Origin of the sequence: Flavobacterium selenitireducens (assembly GCF_014748335.1) — a bacterium.
GTDB lineage: Bacteria > Bacteroidota > Bacteroidia > Flavobacteriales > Flavobacteriaceae > Flavobacterium > Flavobacterium selenitireducens.
Genome location: NZ_JAAVIY010000003.1, coordinates 90,382 through 106,463, shown reverse-complemented (window position 1 = coordinate 106,463; position 16,082 = coordinate 90,382). Strand labels below are relative to the sequence as shown.

The window sequence follows — 16,082 nt, the reverse complement described above, 5'->3', positions numbered from 1 at the left end:
TTGTATGTCTAATTTCCAACGGAAAACGAAGGAATAAGCCCTCTCAATCCCATATCTACCACGTTTTCGCCAGCAGAAGGTTCGAATTTGCCGTCCTGATTGACCTCCTGCCACTCAAAACTTTTGTTTATCGATAGCGAAAGGGTTACCACGACGTCCTTGGTTTCGTTGCCGCTAATTTGAAGTTCGTTGCCGAATTTCCCTGTCACCACACAGGATCCTGAAGGAACCGGCGAGGTTGACGCCAACGGGTTCGGAACCGTCGTGGCGCCTGCAGGAGCCTGGCCTTCGGAACTATACGGATAGCCGTCGAGAGCAAATGCCCAATAGCCCTGGCTTTTGTTGGCATTTACATCAAAAAAGTTGTTGCCTATCGAATGCGATCCGATAAAAGTGTCGAAACCGAGAAAACTCGCCAAAGTGCCATCGTATTCAACGCCCGATTGCAAAAACCGAATGCCGTAATTCTGGTACGAAAGCGAAACCCTTACCCAATTGTAATTGCCCGAGGCGACCTGCCGCAACGGAATTTTCAGGAAAACATCTCCTTCGGCAACGATTTTGGCCTTGCTGAAATCAATCGCATTTGTTCCGCCCTGAGTAGTTTCGGGAGCATGATATAACACCGCCCCGTCCCCAAGTTGCGTGTACATATCAGGCGCCAACTCGAAATAGTGAGCCGATATGGAATGGAAAACAGGTGTCTGTGTAGCGTGTCCGGATGGAATCCCGGCGGGTTGCCCAAAATTGTTAAGCCGCTGTTGTTCAGGGTCGAATTTGAATTTAACGATCAACATCGGTTCGTCGCGCTCGCTTTCATCGTTGGAACACGAAGCGAAAAATGTCGTAAGCGAAAAAATAAGCAGGACGGGAATAAAATACGCATAATTCGCCTTCATGACATTGGCTTTTGTTTAACAGTAACGTGCTCCCCTTTCTTTTATTGCTGATTTGGGAATTATCACGCGCAAAAATTTTCAGATTTTAGACTTTTTCGAAATGCGCGGAATTAACCGCAAAAATGCAGGCAAATGCTCAAATCAATAGGCCGGACGTTAACCGAATCGTACTTTTACAAATCCAAATTCCCGCAAAATGAAAATCGGAATTGACGCGATCGCCTTTGATGTCGCCAACTTGCACCTTCCCATAAAAACGCTTGCCGAAGCGCGCCATATCGAGCCCGAAAAACTTGAAAAAGGTTTGGGTCTTCTCAAAATGACCTTGCCGGATGCGCATCAGGACACTGTGGTTTTTGGTGCGAATGCGCTCACGAAGCTGATCGCGGATAATGCCATCGACCTTTCCGGAATCGCCCGGCTCTATGTGGGAACTGAAAGTGGTATCGACAACTCAAAACCAGTCGCCTCTTACCTTTCCCAATTAATGGAACAGAAATTTGGCGAAAATACACTATTGGAATGCGACGCGGTAGATTTCACGTTCGCGTGTATCGGAGCGGTTGACGCTTTGCACAACTGTTTCGACTTCATTCGCCTCAATCCTACAAAAAAAGCCATTGTCGTGGCTACCGATATCGCCAAGTACGATTTGGGCTCGTCCGGAGAATATACTCAAGGCGCCGGTGCCGTTGCGTTGTTGGTATGCGCCGATCCCAGAATCATCGCCCTCGACAAGGAATGGACAGTAAGCAATAAGGGCGTTTTCGATTTTTTTAAGCCTTATCGGAAGCTTTCTAAATTCCGTATAATGGGTAGTGATGACAACCCGGAATGGTTCGGGAATCTCGAATCTGAAGTGGAAATACACAAGGATCAACCGGTTTTCGACGGCCAATATTCCAACCAATGCTACACCGACCGCACACGGGAAGCTTATTTTTCATTGAAGAAAGTCACGAATTTCAGTGGAACGCTTTACGATTCGTGGTCGGATATCATCATGCATTTGCCCTACGCGTTTCAGGGAAGACGCATGCTCACGGAGATTTTCGCAATGGATGACGAGAACAATACGATCGATCCCGACAATCCGGACTATTCCGCAAAATTGAAAGATCTCGCCAAATCAGATGCTTATCGCGACTTTGTAACCCGGAAATTGCAGCCTGCCGAACTGGCTTCCTCGTTAATTGGCAACCTTTACACCGGTTCGATTTTCATGGGATTGTTATCGGCTTTGTGCGATGCTTACCGCAACGAACGCAACATTTCGGGAACCAAATTCGGGTTTTTGGCTTACGGAAGCGGTTCCAAATCGAAAGTGTTCCAAGGCGAAATCCAACCCAATTGGGTCGCCGCCATCGCTGATGTAAAACTGTTCGAGCGATTGGCCGATTCTGAAGAAATCGATTTTCAAACCTATGAGCAATTGCATAAAAAGGAGCTACGTTCCAGTGTCCGAAGCCCGAAAAACGAGTGGGTGCTGGATCGTATCGAACAGGATCATCCGAATCTCATTGGCGCGCGATATTACAAATGGATCGACTAGATCGAAACAGTTGCCGAAAACGATCACTTATATGTAAATTTGGCAATGGAATTTTTCGATACCCTTTACGGATTTTCACCTGGCGAAAGCCGAAAACTACAGGATCTGATCGAGTTGCCCAACTCCGGTTTCCGGGACTTGAGGCTGAAGAAGAATGAATTCCTGGTTCCGGAAGGTGAAATCTGCCGTTATTTTTGCCTGATAAAAACCGGCATCCTCCAACATGCGATAACAGTTTCGGGAGAGGAAAAAACTACATATATCGGGATGGCGAACTCCATTACGTCTTCCCTGGGAAGTTTCCTGTTCCAAAAGCCGTCGAGAAAAAGCGTCAAAGCGTTGTCAGACACACATTTGCTGGTAATCGACCGCGAAAATTTCGGAAAATTGCTAGCGGAAAATCCTGAATTCCATAAATGTTACTATGAGTTGCTCGAACGCCAACTTTGCCTGATTGACGACTACCGCATCGATCTGCTGACGCTTTCTCCGGAAGACCGTTACGCGAAATTGCTCGAAACCGAGCCCGATCTCATAAAAGAAGTGCCACTACATCACCTCGCATCTTTCCTGGGTATTTCGACGCGCCATATGAGCCGCATCAGGAAAAGTGTTTTGAAATGAAGGTTTGGTACGCTTAAATTCCAAACCTAAAACGATTTGGAAACCTTTGAGCTTTATAAACTGAAGCTTTTTACGCCATTTGGCCACTTATCAAATGGTCTCGAATCCCTAATTTTGAACAAATCAAATTTCCGATCATGAAATACGAACAAATCGACAGCAACCTGTTTGTCAAGAACCGCAAGAAGTTTATGGCCGAAATGAAGCCCAATTCAATCGCGGTTTTCAACTCGAACGATATTTATCCGATTTCCGCAGACAGCACCATGCCTTTCCAACAACACCGCGACATATTGTATCTCAGCGGCGTCGACCAAGAGGAAAGTATTTTGGTATTGTTTCCGGACGCGCCTTACGAACACCAACGCGAAATCTTGTTTTTGACCGAAACCAGCGAACACATTGCTGTTTGGCACGGCGCAAAACTCGACAAAAATCAGGCGTTCGAGGTTTCAGGGATCAAATCGGTATATTGGCTGCAGGACTTCCACAAGATCTTCTACGAATTGATGACGTATGCCGATACGATGTACATCAACACAAACGAGCATTATCGCGCTTCGGTTGAAACCGAAACCCGCGAAGATCGCTTCATCAAATGGTGGAAGGAGAAATATCCGGCTCATGCGGTCGCGAAGTCGAACCCGATTTTGCAACGCCTGCGTTCGGTGAAAGAAAAGGAAGAAATCGCATTGATCCAAAAGGCGTGCGACATTACCGAAAAAGGTTTCCGACGCCTGCTCGGATTTGTGAAACCTGGCGTGTTTGAATACGAAGTCGAAGCCGAACTCGTACATGAATTTGTCCGAAACCGCTCCAAAGGGTTCGCTTACGGCCCGATCATCGCCAGTGGAAACAGCGCAAATGTTCTTCACTATGTCGAAAACAATAAAGAATGTAAGCCCGGAGATTTGCTTCTGCTCGACGTCGCGGCCGAATATGCCAATTACTCTTCGGATTTGACGCGAACGATTCCCGTCTCCGGAAAATATACCAAACGCCAGGCAGATGTCTACAATGCCGTGTTGCGCGTGAAGAACGAAGCCACGAAAATGCTCACTCCGGGGACATTATGGAAGCAATATCACCTGGAAGTCGGAAAAATTATGACTTCGGAATTGCTGGGGCTCGGCCTGCTCGACAAAGCCGACGTCCAGAATGAAGATGCGGCCTGGCCTGCGTACAAAAAGTATTTCATGCACGGAACGTCCCATCATTTGGGTCTCGACACACACGATTACGGATTGTTGCACGAGCCGATGCAGGCCAATATGGTATTTACCGTCGAGCCTGGCATCTACATTCCAGAAGAAGGCTTCGGAATTCGAATCGAGGACGATGTCGTGATCCAGGAATCCGGTGAGCCGTTCAACCTGATGCGCAATATCCCAATCGAAATCGACGAGATTGAAACGCTGATGAATGCCAAATAAGAGAAAAAAGATTGTCGCACTGTTGCTGCTGCTTTCCGGAATTGCGAGTTCCCAAAAGCAGGGATTTGCCCGAAGCGGCGACGGTACGCCGATTTTCTATCGCACTTTCGGAAGCGGGAAACCGTTGCTTATCATAAATGGCGGACCGGGAATGAACTCCAACGGATTCGAGGAGCTAGCCCAAAATCTCGGGAAGAACAATCTGGTGATTCTTTACGACCAACGCGGAACCGGAAAATCAACACTCAAAAATCCGACGGCAAAAAACATGACGATGGATTTGCTCGTGGACGACATCGATCGGTTGCGCAAAAAACTTGGTTTTGACAGTTGGATCGTGCTCGGACATTCATTTGGCGGAATGTTAGGATCGTATTACACAAGTTTGCATCCGACCCGTGTTGACAAGCTTATTCTCTCTTCATCTGGCGGAATCGACCTTGAACTGCTCAACCATCGCGACCTCATCCGAAGCAAACTCGATAAGACGCAACGCGATTCACTTGCGTATTGGGAATCAAAGATTGACAATGGCGATACTACTTATACGACGAGTCTCGGTCGCGGACGCGCTTTGGCTCCGGCATATGTGGTCCAGCCGAAATTCCACGCAGTTTTGGCCAAGCGACTCACACAGGGAAATCGCCGAATCAATACGCTTATTTGGCAGGACCTGAACCGTATGCATTTCGACTGCGCGCCAAAGCTCAGGAATTTCGAGAAACCGGTTTTGATCATTCAGGGAAAACAGGACATCGTTCCGCACGAAATTGCAGAAAAAGCACATCGAGTCCTAAAAAATTCCAGGGTCGTGCTGCTCGAAAACTGTTCGCACTACGGTTGGCTTGACGCTGAAAATGCGTATTTTTCCGAAGTCGGAAATTTCCTGAAATCATGATGCCCTCCAAAAAAATAACCTTCAAGAATACTTCGGTCAACTATTCGGACCACGGGAAAGGAACTGCGGTTGTCTTTCTTCACGGATTCCTCGAAAACAGCTCGATGTGGGATGCTTTTATTCCAGATTTGTCCCGGAAAAACCGCGTGATTACGATCGATTTGCTCGGACACGGCAAAACCGACCCTGTCGGCTACGTCCAAACCATGGAAGACAACGCCGATTTGGTACATGCGGTACTTTCTGAACTCCATATCCGCAAAGTCGTGCTCGCCGGTCATTCGATGGGCGGTTATGTCGCGCTGGCTTTCGCCGAATTGTATCCCGACATGGTAAAAGGCATCGCGTTGATCAACTCGACTTCGCGAGCCGATAGCGAAGAGCGCAAAACGAACCGGGACCGTGCGATAAAAGCCGTTAAGAACGATTATACCTCGTTCGTTCGTTTGTCGGTTGGGAACTTGTTCAGTGAAAACAACCGCGACCGTTTGTCATCTGAAATCGAAAACGTCAAACAGGAGGCGCTCAAAACGCCTTTACAGGGAATCGTCGCTTCGTTGGAAGGAATGAAAATACGAAAAGACCGCGAGGTGTTGCTTCATTTTGCGCCCTATCCGATATTACTCGTGCTAGGAAAGGCCGATCCCGTCCTGAATTACGCCGAAAGCATCGAGCAAGTCGAGAATACGTCCGTGAAACTCATAACCTTCGACGACGGACACATGTCGACAATCGAAAATCGCGAAGAACTTCTTAGCGAATTATTGTCGTTTCTCAAGGAAATTTAAAGCATCCCTTCGTTGAGATAGCCTTTTTCGACCAACCCGGATTTGTTCGAGAGATGATGCGTTGTTCCTTCCTTCATCAAAACCAAACGAGTGCTGACGTCGATAATGTTGCGGTAATTGTGGTCGGTCACGATAATGGCTTTCGACTTGGATCGCGACCGAATAAGCGCATTTACTTCTTCGATCAATGTCGGCGAAAGGCCGTTGTAAGGTTCGTCCAACAATACGAAATCTGCAGGATGGAAGAGCAACAACCGAATCTCGAAATAACGCCTCTGCCCGGTCGACAATTCGCTAATTTTACGATCGAGGATCGAACGCGTCATCTCGTCATCGCAAAACGCTTCGACCTGATCATCTCCCAGCGAAAGTAACATTGCCTTTTTTACTGAAAATTGCTTCGGCACGAAATTGTCCTGGTTCAGGTATGCGATTCGATTTTTAGCATCGGAAGTCAGTTTACCATCGATCCTGAGATGCTGTTGCTCGCCCCGAAGATTACCGGAAATGATCTTGAGCAACGTCGATTTTCCGGATCCGTTGCGCCCCAGAAGCCCGACGATTTCGCCGGTTTCGATTTTGAGCCAAACGTCGGAAACGACAAGCTTTCCGCTGAACGACTTCCTGACGCTGTCGATTTCTAGGACATGCGTCTGCATCCGATGAAAATTGCGGTTAGTACCAAAAATGTGGCGTCGTTAAGGACATAGCTAAAAATCCAAAGTTGGGTGCGGCTCAGGCCGTTGTTGCGGTAAAAGATGTATTCCGGCTTGGCGTTGGCTTCTTTGATGACGATCGCCAAGACGAATCCGAACGCCAAAAAACTCATCGCGAAACTTCCCAACCCGCCCAAAACGCCCGCCCCGGTTGAAATCGCAAGGTTGACCGGAAGCGTGCTTTGGAAAAACGCCCAAATGTTTCGGAATTTTTGCATCAGCTTACTTTTTCGACGAAATCAATTTCCGGATCGAGTATTTCAGCCAGCAAACCCGCGAGTTGATTCGTGTATTCCGAAAAAATCTGCTCGGTTATTACTGAAATCCTCTCTTTGTCTTCACCTTCGAACTCAAACCGCAAAAAGCCTGATTTGAGATTCTTGAACGAAACGATTCCAACCTCGATTTCACGCCCTTGTGATCTCTCGGCAAACATGAACGCATAGGCCAAAACCTGTATGATTTTGTCGGTTTTAATTTCAGTGGTCAACCCATTCCAATCCTTGAGTTTTACGTCTCTTGCCTCGACCTTCCCGGTTTTGTAATCGACGATCCTGACCTTCCCGTTGCGTATTTCGACGCGGTCGACATTTCCTTTGATCAATACCGGTTGGGGCAGTTTAGGATGCTCGAGCCAGCGCTGATACGTTTCTTCGAGCGCGATGATCGAAATTTCGTCCCCGTCGCGGATACTTTCACGTTCCATTTTCAGGAAGTTCGCCACATTTCGCTTGGCGACTTCGAACGCAAGTAAGTTGCGTCCCTTTTTGATTTCGCCTTCCTTGTACACTTCCTTGAATTGCTTCATGACCTCGGCGTCAAGCAATTTGAAACAATTGTCTATGTCGCGTTCGATGATGATTTTTCCGATCAGCGGTCGATATAGATTCTCCAGCGTCGCGTGAATGATGGTTCCGAGGGTATTCAACGCTATCGTCTCTTCGACCTCGTCAATCTCGCTGATGCGAAGGATGCGTTTGAAATAAAAATCGGCTGGATTGCGGATGTAGCTCGTTAGGGAAGAAGGCGAAAATCCGTTGTTGGCGATTTCGCTGAGCCTCGCCATGACAAGTTCGGACTTCGGAATCTTGATGGGCTCGTACGCGATCAACGGAACAAATGCGTTCCTTGTTTCAAAACGGATGTCGTGATTGGGTTGCTTCTCTACTTCCAATTGTGTGATGAAGCGGCTTCTTTCTCCGGCGTCCAGACCTTCGCTTTCTGTATTGTAAAGCAGGTAAACATTCTTGGCGCGTTGCAACAGATGGTAAAAGTGATAAGTATAAATGGCGTCTTTTTCCTTGAATGTCGGAAGTCCGAATTCGCGCTTTACATCATACGGAATAAACGAGTTTGAGGACTTTCCGGCAGGGAAATTACCTTCGTTCATGCTCGTCACGATCACGGTGTCGAAATCGAGCACACGACTTTCGAGGACGCCCATGATCTGGAGCCCTTCGAGCGGTTCGCCTTCGAACGATACTTCGGCAAGTTCGATGACCTGTTTGTAGATCGCATGAAGCGTTTCAAGTGAATCCGTGACGGAATTCTTTGTGTAATACGATATCAGCTGGTTAACGACTTTAAAAACCGAATACAAAAACGCTTTTGCCACTTTCTCCTCCTGGTTGTCGCGCCCGAGACGGGATTTGATCGATAGCAAAATCTCCGAGATGTTCGATAGCGCTGCAAGTGGCCCACCGTCCCATTTCTCGAACAACAACTCAAAAAGTTTGGAAGTTTCTCCGGCTCTATCGGACAAACGCGCGTGGGTGATAAACGAATAATTATTGCGGTTGATGAAAGCAACTGTCGCCTGTCCATTCGCGTATGGCTCGACGAGCGGGTGCATGAGCACATCGAGTACATCTTTGTAATAAAAAACGTAATTGGCGGCGTTTCGCGACATGGCGTTGACGTGCATCCGGAACAATTTGGCGACCAAGATTTGCGCCGGATTGTTCTTAGCCGAATATCCCATCGTAATATTCAGCGCGCCAACCGTAGCGGGCAATGCGTATAGCAAAGGCACAAGCAGATTTTCTTCCCCGAGCACAACGGCAGTGCGGTCAAGTCTTCCATTCGGGTCGTTCGCTATGCGTTCTTCGAGAATCTTACCGGCGATTTTGGCCTGTCCGATAGATTTCGGCGTGCCGATCACCTGGATGTTCTTGTGTTGGGCAAAGTCCTGGGCTATCCATTCGAACGGGTGGCTGTTGTAATATTTCCAATCGCTTTTGAACCTCCTGATGAACAACCCGGCATCTTGCTGTTCATCTTTGAGGAAAACCGTGTCGATATCCCAATAGACTTTTGCCATCCCAAGCGACAACAGGTGTTGGATGATCACTTCCTCTGCCGCATTGAGGGCGTTGAATCCCGCAAAGATATAGAACGCATCGGGCGAGGACGAGGTAAAATGCTCAAGATTCTTTACGGCTTCCCGGTAAATAAATCCTTGGTAGCCAACGCCTTTCGTGCTGAGATATTCGGTTAGGGCCGCGTAATATTCCGGAAGCTTATTCCAGAACTTAAGATAGTTCTCGATCAGGACGGTTCGCTTTTCAAGGTCGAGTGACCAGTGCTTTATATCTTCAATTGCCTTGAGGTAATTGAGCACTTTGTAGGGATCGAGCAAATAGCGGTCGATCTCGTTGAAATCCTGCAGCAATACTTTGGCCCAATTAGCGAATAGTTCGAAGTTCTGCTGCTCGTCTTTATCGGTAACGGAAAGGTAAATCTCGTAGAACGCAAACAGCAGTTCGACATTGTCGATTGAGCGTACCGATGCGACATCCTGTATGAAATCCTCGATACTGATTATCGAAGGCGCAAATGCGGTCGCCCCTATTTGTTTGCGGAGCGCCTCAATTAGAAACACCTTGGCGCGCCTGTTTGGAAGTATTACTGTTGCGTTGGTAAGGTTGCCCTGTGTGACTTCCAGTATTTTTTGTGCGAGTTTGTCGAGAAAATCTAAATTACCCATGGTATAAAAATAGAAAAACGCCCCGATTTCTCGAGGCGTTCTTTGTATTAGTGTTGGTGCAAATTATTCTTTGATCAATTTCACCTCAACACGTCTGTTTTGAGCTTTACCTTTTGCAGTCTTGTTAGATGCGATAGGCTTAGTTTCACCGAAACCTACAGAGTTCAATCTGCTTGCTTCGATTCCGTTCTCTTGCAAATAAGTTCTTACTGCAGCAGCGCGGTTTTCAGACAATGTTTGGTTCAAAGCGTTGCTACCATCGCTATCAGTGTGACCTTCGATCATAAATTTAGATCCTGGGTACTCTTTCAAGATAGTTACCATGTTGTTCAAAACTGGGAACGTTTGTTCTTTGAAAGTAGCTTTTCCACTGTTGAACAAGATAGTTCTAGCGTAGTCGTTCAATTTTTTGATTTGCTCTTCAGAAATTTCTGGACATCCGAAGTTAGCAGCAGTTCCTTTAACGGTAGGACATTTGTCATCTTTGTCAAGAACTCCGTCTCCGTCAGTGTCTGGCCAAGGGCATCCGTTGTTTTCTTTCGGACCTTTAACATCCGGACATTTGTCTTGTTTGTCAGTAACTCCGTCACCGTCAGTATCAGGACATCCTTGGAACTCTTTCAAGCCAGGAACATCTGGACAAGCATCGTCTTTGTCAGCAATTCCGTCTCCGTCAGTATCAGGACATCCGTTGAATTCTTTCGGACCTGCTTGATCTGGACATGCGTCGTCTTTGTCAGGAATTCCGTCTCCGTCAGTATCAGGACAACCTTGGAATTCTTTCAAACCTGGTACGTCCGGACAAGCGTCGTCTTTGTCGTAGATTCCGTCTCCGTCTGTATCTTTACCTCCGAATTTGAAAGTAAGACCTGCGAAGTGTTGCATGTGTGAAGGGAAAACGTTTCTGTCGTCTTCGAAAGAATGCTTGTAAGTAGACTGGAATGTCAAACCAACTTGCTCAACGATCCAGAAAGTAACACCCAAACCTCCGTTTACGGTTCCTTTGTTTTCGTCACCCAACCAAGTGTAACCTCCACCAACGTGAGCAAATGGATCGAACCATTTAGTTCCGATCAATTGACCCAAACGGTAAGACAACTGACCGTCAACAGCGTAATATTTAAGATCTCCAGGGTTGCTTACTTCATAGTCATCCATCATTGACGGACCTTGACCACGCTTGCTGACGAACTTGTCGATTTTGTTGATCGATCCTGTTACACCGAACGTGAAGCCGGCACCTACGTGTCTTGTGACGTTAAGGTAAGATACGGATGGAAGGATGTTCCAGTTGTCTTTGGCATTGAAGTACTCTGAAAACTGATCCTCCAATTTAGAGGCAGCACTAAAACGCGTATCCACCGCGTTGGCTCCGAACGATATCGCCCACGGATTGTCACTGTCCTGAGCCGAAGCGCTCAATCCCAGCAACATAGCTACCGCAGCGAAAGCTTTGTTAAGATGTTTCATACTAGATTTCATTTTTAGTTACAAAAGTTATTAGAACAAATGTAATCCGTCTTTTTTTAACAGCAAAGACAAATGTTAAAAAAATAACATAACGTTAAGATTCATCAAGCGATCACATTTAACATTTTACCGACCTCCGTAAAGGCAGCAATGGCGCGGTCTAAGTGCTCTTTTTCATGCGCTGCCGAAAGCTGGACACGTATCCTCGCTTTGTCTTTCGGAACCACCGGAAAAAAGAATCCGATCACGTAAATTCCCTTCTTCAAAAGTTCCTCTGCCATGTTTTGGGAAAGCTTGGCATCGTATAGCATGACTGGCACGATAGCCGAATCCCCTTCGACGATATCAAAGCCCGCAGCTTTCATTCCCGCTTTGAAGTAATTGGTGTTCCATTCGAGTTTGTCGCGCAGTTTCGTATCCTTTTTAAGCAGTTCGAACACCTTTATCGACGCACCGACGATTGACGGCGCTAACGAGTTGGAAAACAGGTAAGGACGGGAGCGTTGTCTTAACAGTTCGATGATTTCTTTTTTGCCCGTAGTGTAACCGCCCATCGCTCCGCCGAGTGCTTTTCCAAGTGTTCCGGTGATGATGTCGACACGGCCCATGACACCTTTCGCCTCAGGTGTTCCTTTGCCCGTTTCACCAATAAATCCAGCCGCATGGCATTCGTCTATCATGACCATTGCGTCGTATTTATCTGCGAGGTCACAGATTTTATCGAGTGGCGCCACGACTCCATCCATAGAAAAAACTCCGTCGGTGACGATGAGTTTGAAACGCGCACCAGCCTCGGTGGCTTTGATGAGTTGTTGTTCAAGATCAGCCATGTCGCTGTTTTCGTAACGGTAGCGCATCGCTTTACAAAGGCGCACTCCATCTATGATCGAAGCATGGTTCAGGCTATCGGAAATGATTGCGTCCTGCTCGTTCAGAAGCGGTTCGAAAACACCGCCGTTAGCATCGAAAGCCGCGGCGTATAAAATCGTGTCCTCGGTTCCGTAGAAATCGGCGATGGCCGCTTCCAACGTCTTGTGGATGTCCTGGGTTCCGCAGATGAAGCGCACCGACGACATTCCGAAACCATGGCTGTCCAAGGCGTCTTTTGCAGCCTGTATGACCTCCGGATGGGACGAAAGCCCCAAGTAATTGTTCGCGCAGAAATTCAATACCGATTCCCCTGTTGAAATCGTGATCTCGGCGCCTTGAGGAGACGTGATGACGCGTTCTTTTTTGAACAGGCCGTTTTCCTCTATCGTTCTTAGTTCGTTTTGAAGGTGTTCCTTGATTTTTCCGTACATGATTGCGTTGTATTTTACTTACAAATGTATCACATTTAGCTGCTCGCCGGTGTACACGAGCGCCTTTTTGCTCACGCGAAAACCCATGCTTTCGATCGCCTCGGAATAGGTCTCGATTTGACGGACATATTTCGGATCGTGGCTTCCCGTCTTGTAGTCAAGCAGATACACTTCGTTGTTCGGAGCCAGCACCATACGGTCGGGCTTTACAAGTCCTGCGCTTTTGCGGATGATCGTCTGTTCGTTCAGCACCACATTTCCCGATTCGAAAAAAGCCGTGAGTTCCGGATGGGACACGATCGCGTTTAACGTTCGTTCAACCTCGGCGCGCTGCAATTGGGTGATCAGGCCGTTTTCGATCGCTTTCGTAAGCGCCAGGTCGGTATCTGAAGCGTGTTTGACCATCGACATGATTTCGTGGACCGTATTGCCGTATTCAATCGCCTCCAATTGCTTCGATCCCCACATTACGGATTCCCGTTGCGCAATCTTGATATTCGATTTGTCCAATGGATTTTGAACCGGCTCAATAGACTCAGGTTCGGGCGCAAGCGGCTTTTCTTTGGACGTCTTTTGCGGATTTCCGAATCCGTACTCAAAAATTTGAGGGTCAAACCTGTTTTGCGACCTGAGGAACTTCACGAAAAATGCCGACATGCTATTTGATTTCGGCTCCTGTGTCTTGGCGTTCAATCCCATAGACGAAATCACGTAAAGCTGCTCTTCGGCCCTCGTCAGGGCGACGTAAAGCACATTGATGTTGTCCAGCAACTCCTCTTGTTTTTTGTGGCGGAAAACCGTTGCGGCCGCCTCGCCGAACGTCTCCACCGAAGCATTGGCGTCCACGAGCACTTTTGGCAGTTCGAATGCCTCGTCTTCGCCCGGAATCCACATTTTCTCTCGTGGCTTTCGGTTGTAATCTTCCTCGGCGAACGGCATGATCACAACCGGAAACTCCAATCCTTTCGACTTGTGGATCGTCATGATTTTGACCGCGTCTTTTCCGTCAGGTGCAGGAATGCTGAACTTAGCCGAATTCGCGTCCCAAAACACTAGAAAATCGGCAATTCCCGCCTGGCTGCGTACGTCCTTTTCCAATACGATATCGAGAAAATACTGGACGTAGGCATTGTGAGCCGGGATAAATGTCGAGGCAATGATTTCGACGGCTTCGTATAGCGATTTCTTCCTGATGTCCGAAAAGGAAATCCTGAAATCGAAAGCTTCGAGCCAGCTGGAAAACGAACTTTCGTCGCGCAGGATCATCCCGGATGCAATAAAATCGTGAAGCGGCAAATTGCTTTGGAGATGGCTCCCGATATATTGCAGGAACAACGCTTTGGCCTCGTCGTCGTTGCCGTTCTTGAGATAGCGCAGTAAATAGATGATGAAGCGCACTTCTGTCGCCGTTGCGATTTGAAGCGTTTCTGAAGAAAGCAACGGAATTTCATTTTCGGTGAGATAATTCGCTACCAAAATTCCTTTGTCGCGTTTGCGTGTCAGGATTGCAATTTCGCTGTAGCGGAAGCCGAGTGCCTTCACTTTTTGAATCGTCGCGAGTGTCGCCCGAAGGTGAAGGTCGTCCTTTTCTGCAGCCTCGTCTTCTTCGTCCGAACCGATTTCGGGCACGAACGAAATATTGACATAGCCGCCTTGTTTATGGGTGGTTTCCTGTTTGCTTTGGTTTTCGTAAAGCTCGCGGTAATCTTCATGCGCAAATTCAGATGATACGAACCGGAAAAAATCGTTGTTGAAATGGATCACTTCCGAATAGCTGCGCCAGTTCGTACCCAACTTGAACATTTTTTTGCCGACGTTCGGGAAAGGCTCGCGATTGTCCTCTTTTCCCAGCGTGATGAACTGTTCGGCCTTTCCGCCTCTCCATCGGTAAATGGATTGCTTAGGATCACCGACGATCATCAGCGTCCCGATCTGTCCCAATTCGTCTTGTCCCGAAATCGCGTTCCCGATAAGCGGCACCAGGTTTTGCCACTGCATTTCGCTCGTGTCCTGGAACTCATCTATGAAATAATTGCGGTAGCGCTCGCCCAGCCGTTCGTAAATAAACGGAGCCGGCTGGTTTTGGATTTCCTTGTGGATGATCGCGTTGAATTCCGAAATAGATAGGACGTTCTGCTCTTTTTGGATGCGTTCGAGCTCGTTGTTGACCGTGTTGAGCAGCGATAAGGGCGTGATGTTTTTCAAGAACGCCAGATACATATTGCGCTTGCCGAAGTTTCCGTAAATCCTGCCCAACGTGCGCAAAACATCGGGAATCAGATTTTCGATGATCGCCCGGTCTTTCGCCGACTTGTTGATCGCCACATCGTCGAATTCGAAAAAGTGCTTGTTTTTAGGATTGTAAGCGCCTTGGTGAATGCTTTTGACGTGGTTCGGAAACGTGCCCCGCGAAAAGGATGCGAGATCGACGCCATGGTTTTCAAATAATTCGAGGACGGTTTGCGCGAGCAATTTATTTTCTGACTCGATCTCGTCGCTAAGCTTGCCCAGTTTTTCCTTGAGCATCATAAATTCCGGAATCGACTTTTGGCTAAGGTTCGAAATCTCCGCCCGATGATTTTCGTTGAGCGCCAAGCGTCCGGTGTCCATGATTTCGCGCGAAATATCCCACGATTTGTCGTCATCGGTTTTTTCCATGGCGAAATCGACGAGCAGCTTGGTAAGCGTTTCGTCTTCGCCGGCTTGGGCGATCAGTGCGTCGACGGCTTCCTGCAACAGGCTTTCGGTATCGAGGGAAACCTCGAATGTCATCGGCAGGTTCAGGTCTCTTGCAAAGGCCCGGATGACGCGATGTGTAAATTTGTCGATCGTCGAAATATCAAAAGCCGCATAATTGTGTATGATGTGCTTGATGATTTGTTTGGCCTTTTGCCTGATTTCGGGCAATGACATTGCGATTTCTGCGGAAAGATCGCGCATGAGGCTTTCAGCTTTTTCAGATGGTTGATCTGATGCGAAATCCGAAAGGCTCGACACGATGCGGCTCTTCATTTCGTGCACGGCCTTATTGGTAAAGGTGATCGCGAGGATGTTTCGGTAGGCGTCAGGCTTTGGCGAACGCAACACGATTTTGAGATATTCTTTTACGAGTGTGTAGGTTTTGCCCGAACCGGCGGAGGCGTCGTATATGGAAAAGGATATGGATTCGGACATGGTTTTTGGGTTTGAGGTTTAAAGTTTGAAGTTTAAGGTTTAAAGTTTAAGGTTTGAAGTTTGAGGTTAGTGGCACGAACGCCAGCTTTAAACTTTAAACCTCCCAGCCCGGATGCGAGCGGTTAGCCTTTCGAAAAAAAAAGTGCGTTTTGGCCCGCGGTGAGGGCGACCAAAGGAAGCCCGAAAGCGCGGAATGCCAAAACCACATTTTTTGCGAAAGCTAAAAGCGGGCAGCCGGAAT

12 protein-coding genes are annotated in these 16,082 nt (G+C 47.7%); 5 read left to right on the top strand and 7 right to left on the bottom strand.

Annotation, left to right across the window (positions count from 1 at the left end; all coding sequences use genetic code 11):
• Positions 1–8: 8 nt before the first annotated feature.
• Positions 9–899 (bottom strand): hypothetical protein, encoded by an 891-nt coding sequence (locus HC229_RS06370; protein ID WP_191019635.1) that lies wholly within the window; start codon positions 897–899, stop codon positions 9–11.
• Positions 900–1,095: 196 nt separating this feature from the next.
• On the opposite strand from HC229_RS06370, the gene HC229_RS06365 reads away from it, so the two are divergent.
• The 5 genes from HC229_RS06365 (at position 1,096) to HC229_RS06345 (ending at position 6,194) form a co-directional block, all read left to right on the top strand.
• The gene (locus tag HC229_RS06365) at positions 1,096–2,451 is read left to right on the top strand and encodes a hydroxymethylglutaryl-CoA synthase family protein (RefSeq protein WP_191019634.1); all 1,356 of its coding nucleotides are present in this window, start codon (positions 1,096–1,098) and stop codon (positions 2,449–2,451) included.
• A gap of 45 nt (positions 2,452–2,496) precedes the next feature.
• A complete protein-coding gene (locus HC229_RS06360; protein WP_191019633.1) occupies positions 2,497–3,075 on the top strand; it encodes a Crp/Fnr family transcriptional regulator in 579 nt (192 codons plus the stop codon).
• A 137-nt stretch (positions 3,076–3,212) separates the two neighbouring features.
• Positions 3,213–4,508, top strand: a complete 1,296-nt coding sequence (locus tag HC229_RS06355; RefSeq protein WP_191019632.1) for an aminopeptidase P family protein — start codon at positions 3,213–3,215, stop codon at positions 4,506–4,508.
• Positions 4,498–5,406, top strand: a complete 909-nt coding sequence (locus HC229_RS06350; RefSeq protein ID WP_191019631.1) for an alpha/beta fold hydrolase — start codon at positions 4,498–4,500, stop codon at positions 5,404–5,406. Before HC229_RS06355 ends, HC229_RS06350 begins: the two co-directional genes overlap by 11 nt.
• Positions 5,403–6,194: an alpha/beta fold hydrolase gene (locus HC229_RS06345; RefSeq protein ID WP_191019630.1), complete on the top strand. Its 792-nt coding sequence runs from the start codon at positions 5,403–5,405 to the stop codon at positions 6,192–6,194. Before HC229_RS06350 ends, HC229_RS06345 begins: the two co-directional genes overlap by 4 nt.
• Here HC229_RS06345 and HC229_RS06340 read toward each other — a convergent pair.
• From HC229_RS06340 to HC229_RS06315, 6 genes are all read right to left on the bottom strand, one after another.
• Positions 6,191–6,853 carry an ATP-binding cassette domain-containing protein gene (locus HC229_RS06340; RefSeq protein ID WP_191019629.1) on the bottom strand — a complete coding sequence of 221 codons (663 nt, stop codon included), beginning with the start codon at positions 6,851–6,853 and terminating at the stop codon, positions 6,191–6,193. The genes HC229_RS06345 and HC229_RS06340 overlap by 4 nt on opposite strands.
• Complete coding sequence (locus HC229_RS06335) at positions 6,835–7,128, bottom strand: hypothetical protein (RefSeq protein ID WP_191019628.1); 294 nt, start codon at positions 7,126–7,128, stop codon at positions 6,835–6,837. The genes HC229_RS06340 and HC229_RS06335 overlap by 19 nt, the downstream gene beginning before the upstream one ends.
• Positions 7,128–9,896 carry a PD-(D/E)XK nuclease family protein gene (locus HC229_RS06330; protein ID WP_191019627.1) on the bottom strand — a complete coding sequence of 923 codons (2,769 nt, stop codon included), beginning with the start codon at positions 9,894–9,896 and terminating at the stop codon, positions 7,128–7,130. Before HC229_RS06330 ends, HC229_RS06335 begins: the two co-directional genes overlap by 1 nt.
• A gap of 63 nt (positions 9,897–9,959) precedes the next feature.
• Positions 9,960–11,366 carry an OmpA family protein gene (locus HC229_RS06325; RefSeq protein ID WP_191019626.1) on the bottom strand — a complete coding sequence of 469 codons (1,407 nt, stop codon included), beginning with the start codon at positions 11,364–11,366 and terminating at the stop codon, positions 9,960–9,962.
• 104 nt (positions 11,367–11,470) lie between these two features.
• Positions 11,471–12,667 (bottom strand): glycine C-acetyltransferase, encoded by a 1,197-nt coding sequence (gene kbl / locus HC229_RS06320; RefSeq protein WP_191019625.1) that lies wholly within the window; start codon positions 12,665–12,667, stop codon positions 11,471–11,473.
• 18 nt (positions 12,668–12,685) lie between these two features.
• The gene (locus HC229_RS06315) at positions 12,686–15,841 is read right to left on the bottom strand and encodes a UvrD-helicase domain-containing protein (protein WP_191019624.1); all 3,156 of its coding nucleotides are present in this window, start codon (positions 15,839–15,841) and stop codon (positions 12,686–12,688) included.
• Between the last annotated feature and the right edge of the window lie 241 nt (positions 15,842–16,082).

Coding starts and splice junctions, on each gene's coding strand:
- HC229_RS06365 (WP_191019634.1), top strand. CDS start 1,096: ATGAAAATCGGAATTGACGCGATCGCCTTTGATGTCGCCAACTTGCAC.
- HC229_RS06350 (WP_191019631.1), top strand. CDS start 4,498: ATGCCAAATAAGAGAAAAAAGATTGTCGCACTGTTGCTGCTGCTTTCC.
- HC229_RS06355 (WP_191019632.1), top strand. CDS start 3,213: ATGAAATACGAACAAATCGACAGCAACCTGTTTGTCAAGAACCGCAAG.
- kbl (WP_191019625.1), bottom strand. CDS start 12,667: ATGTACGGAAAAATCAAGGAACACCTTCAAAACGAACTAAGAACGATA.
- HC229_RS06315 (WP_191019624.1), bottom strand. CDS start 15,841: ATGTCCGAATCCATATCCTTTTCCATATACGACGCCTCCGCCGGTTCG.
- HC229_RS06360 (WP_191019633.1), top strand. CDS start 2,497: ATGGAATTTTTCGATACCCTTTACGGATTTTCACCTGGCGAAAGCCGA.
- HC229_RS06325 (WP_191019626.1), bottom strand. CDS start 11,366: ATGAAACATCTTAACAAAGCTTTCGCTGCGGTAGCTATGTTGCTGGGA.
- HC229_RS06340 (WP_191019629.1), bottom strand. CDS start 6,853: ATGCAGACGCATGTCCTAGAAATCGACAGCGTCAGGAAGTCGTTCAGC.
- HC229_RS06345 (WP_191019630.1), top strand. CDS start 5,403: ATGATGCCCTCCAAAAAAATAACCTTCAAGAATACTTCGGTCAACTAT.
- HC229_RS06335 (WP_191019628.1), bottom strand. CDS start 7,128: ATGCAAAAATTCCGAAACATTTGGGCGTTTTTCCAAAGCACGCTTCCG.
- HC229_RS06370 (WP_191019635.1), bottom strand. CDS start 899: ATGAAGGCGAATTATGCGTATTTTATTCCCGTCCTGCTTATTTTTTCG.
- HC229_RS06330 (WP_191019627.1), bottom strand. CDS start 9,896: ATGGGTAATTTAGATTTTCTCGACAAACTCGCACAAAAAATACTGGAA.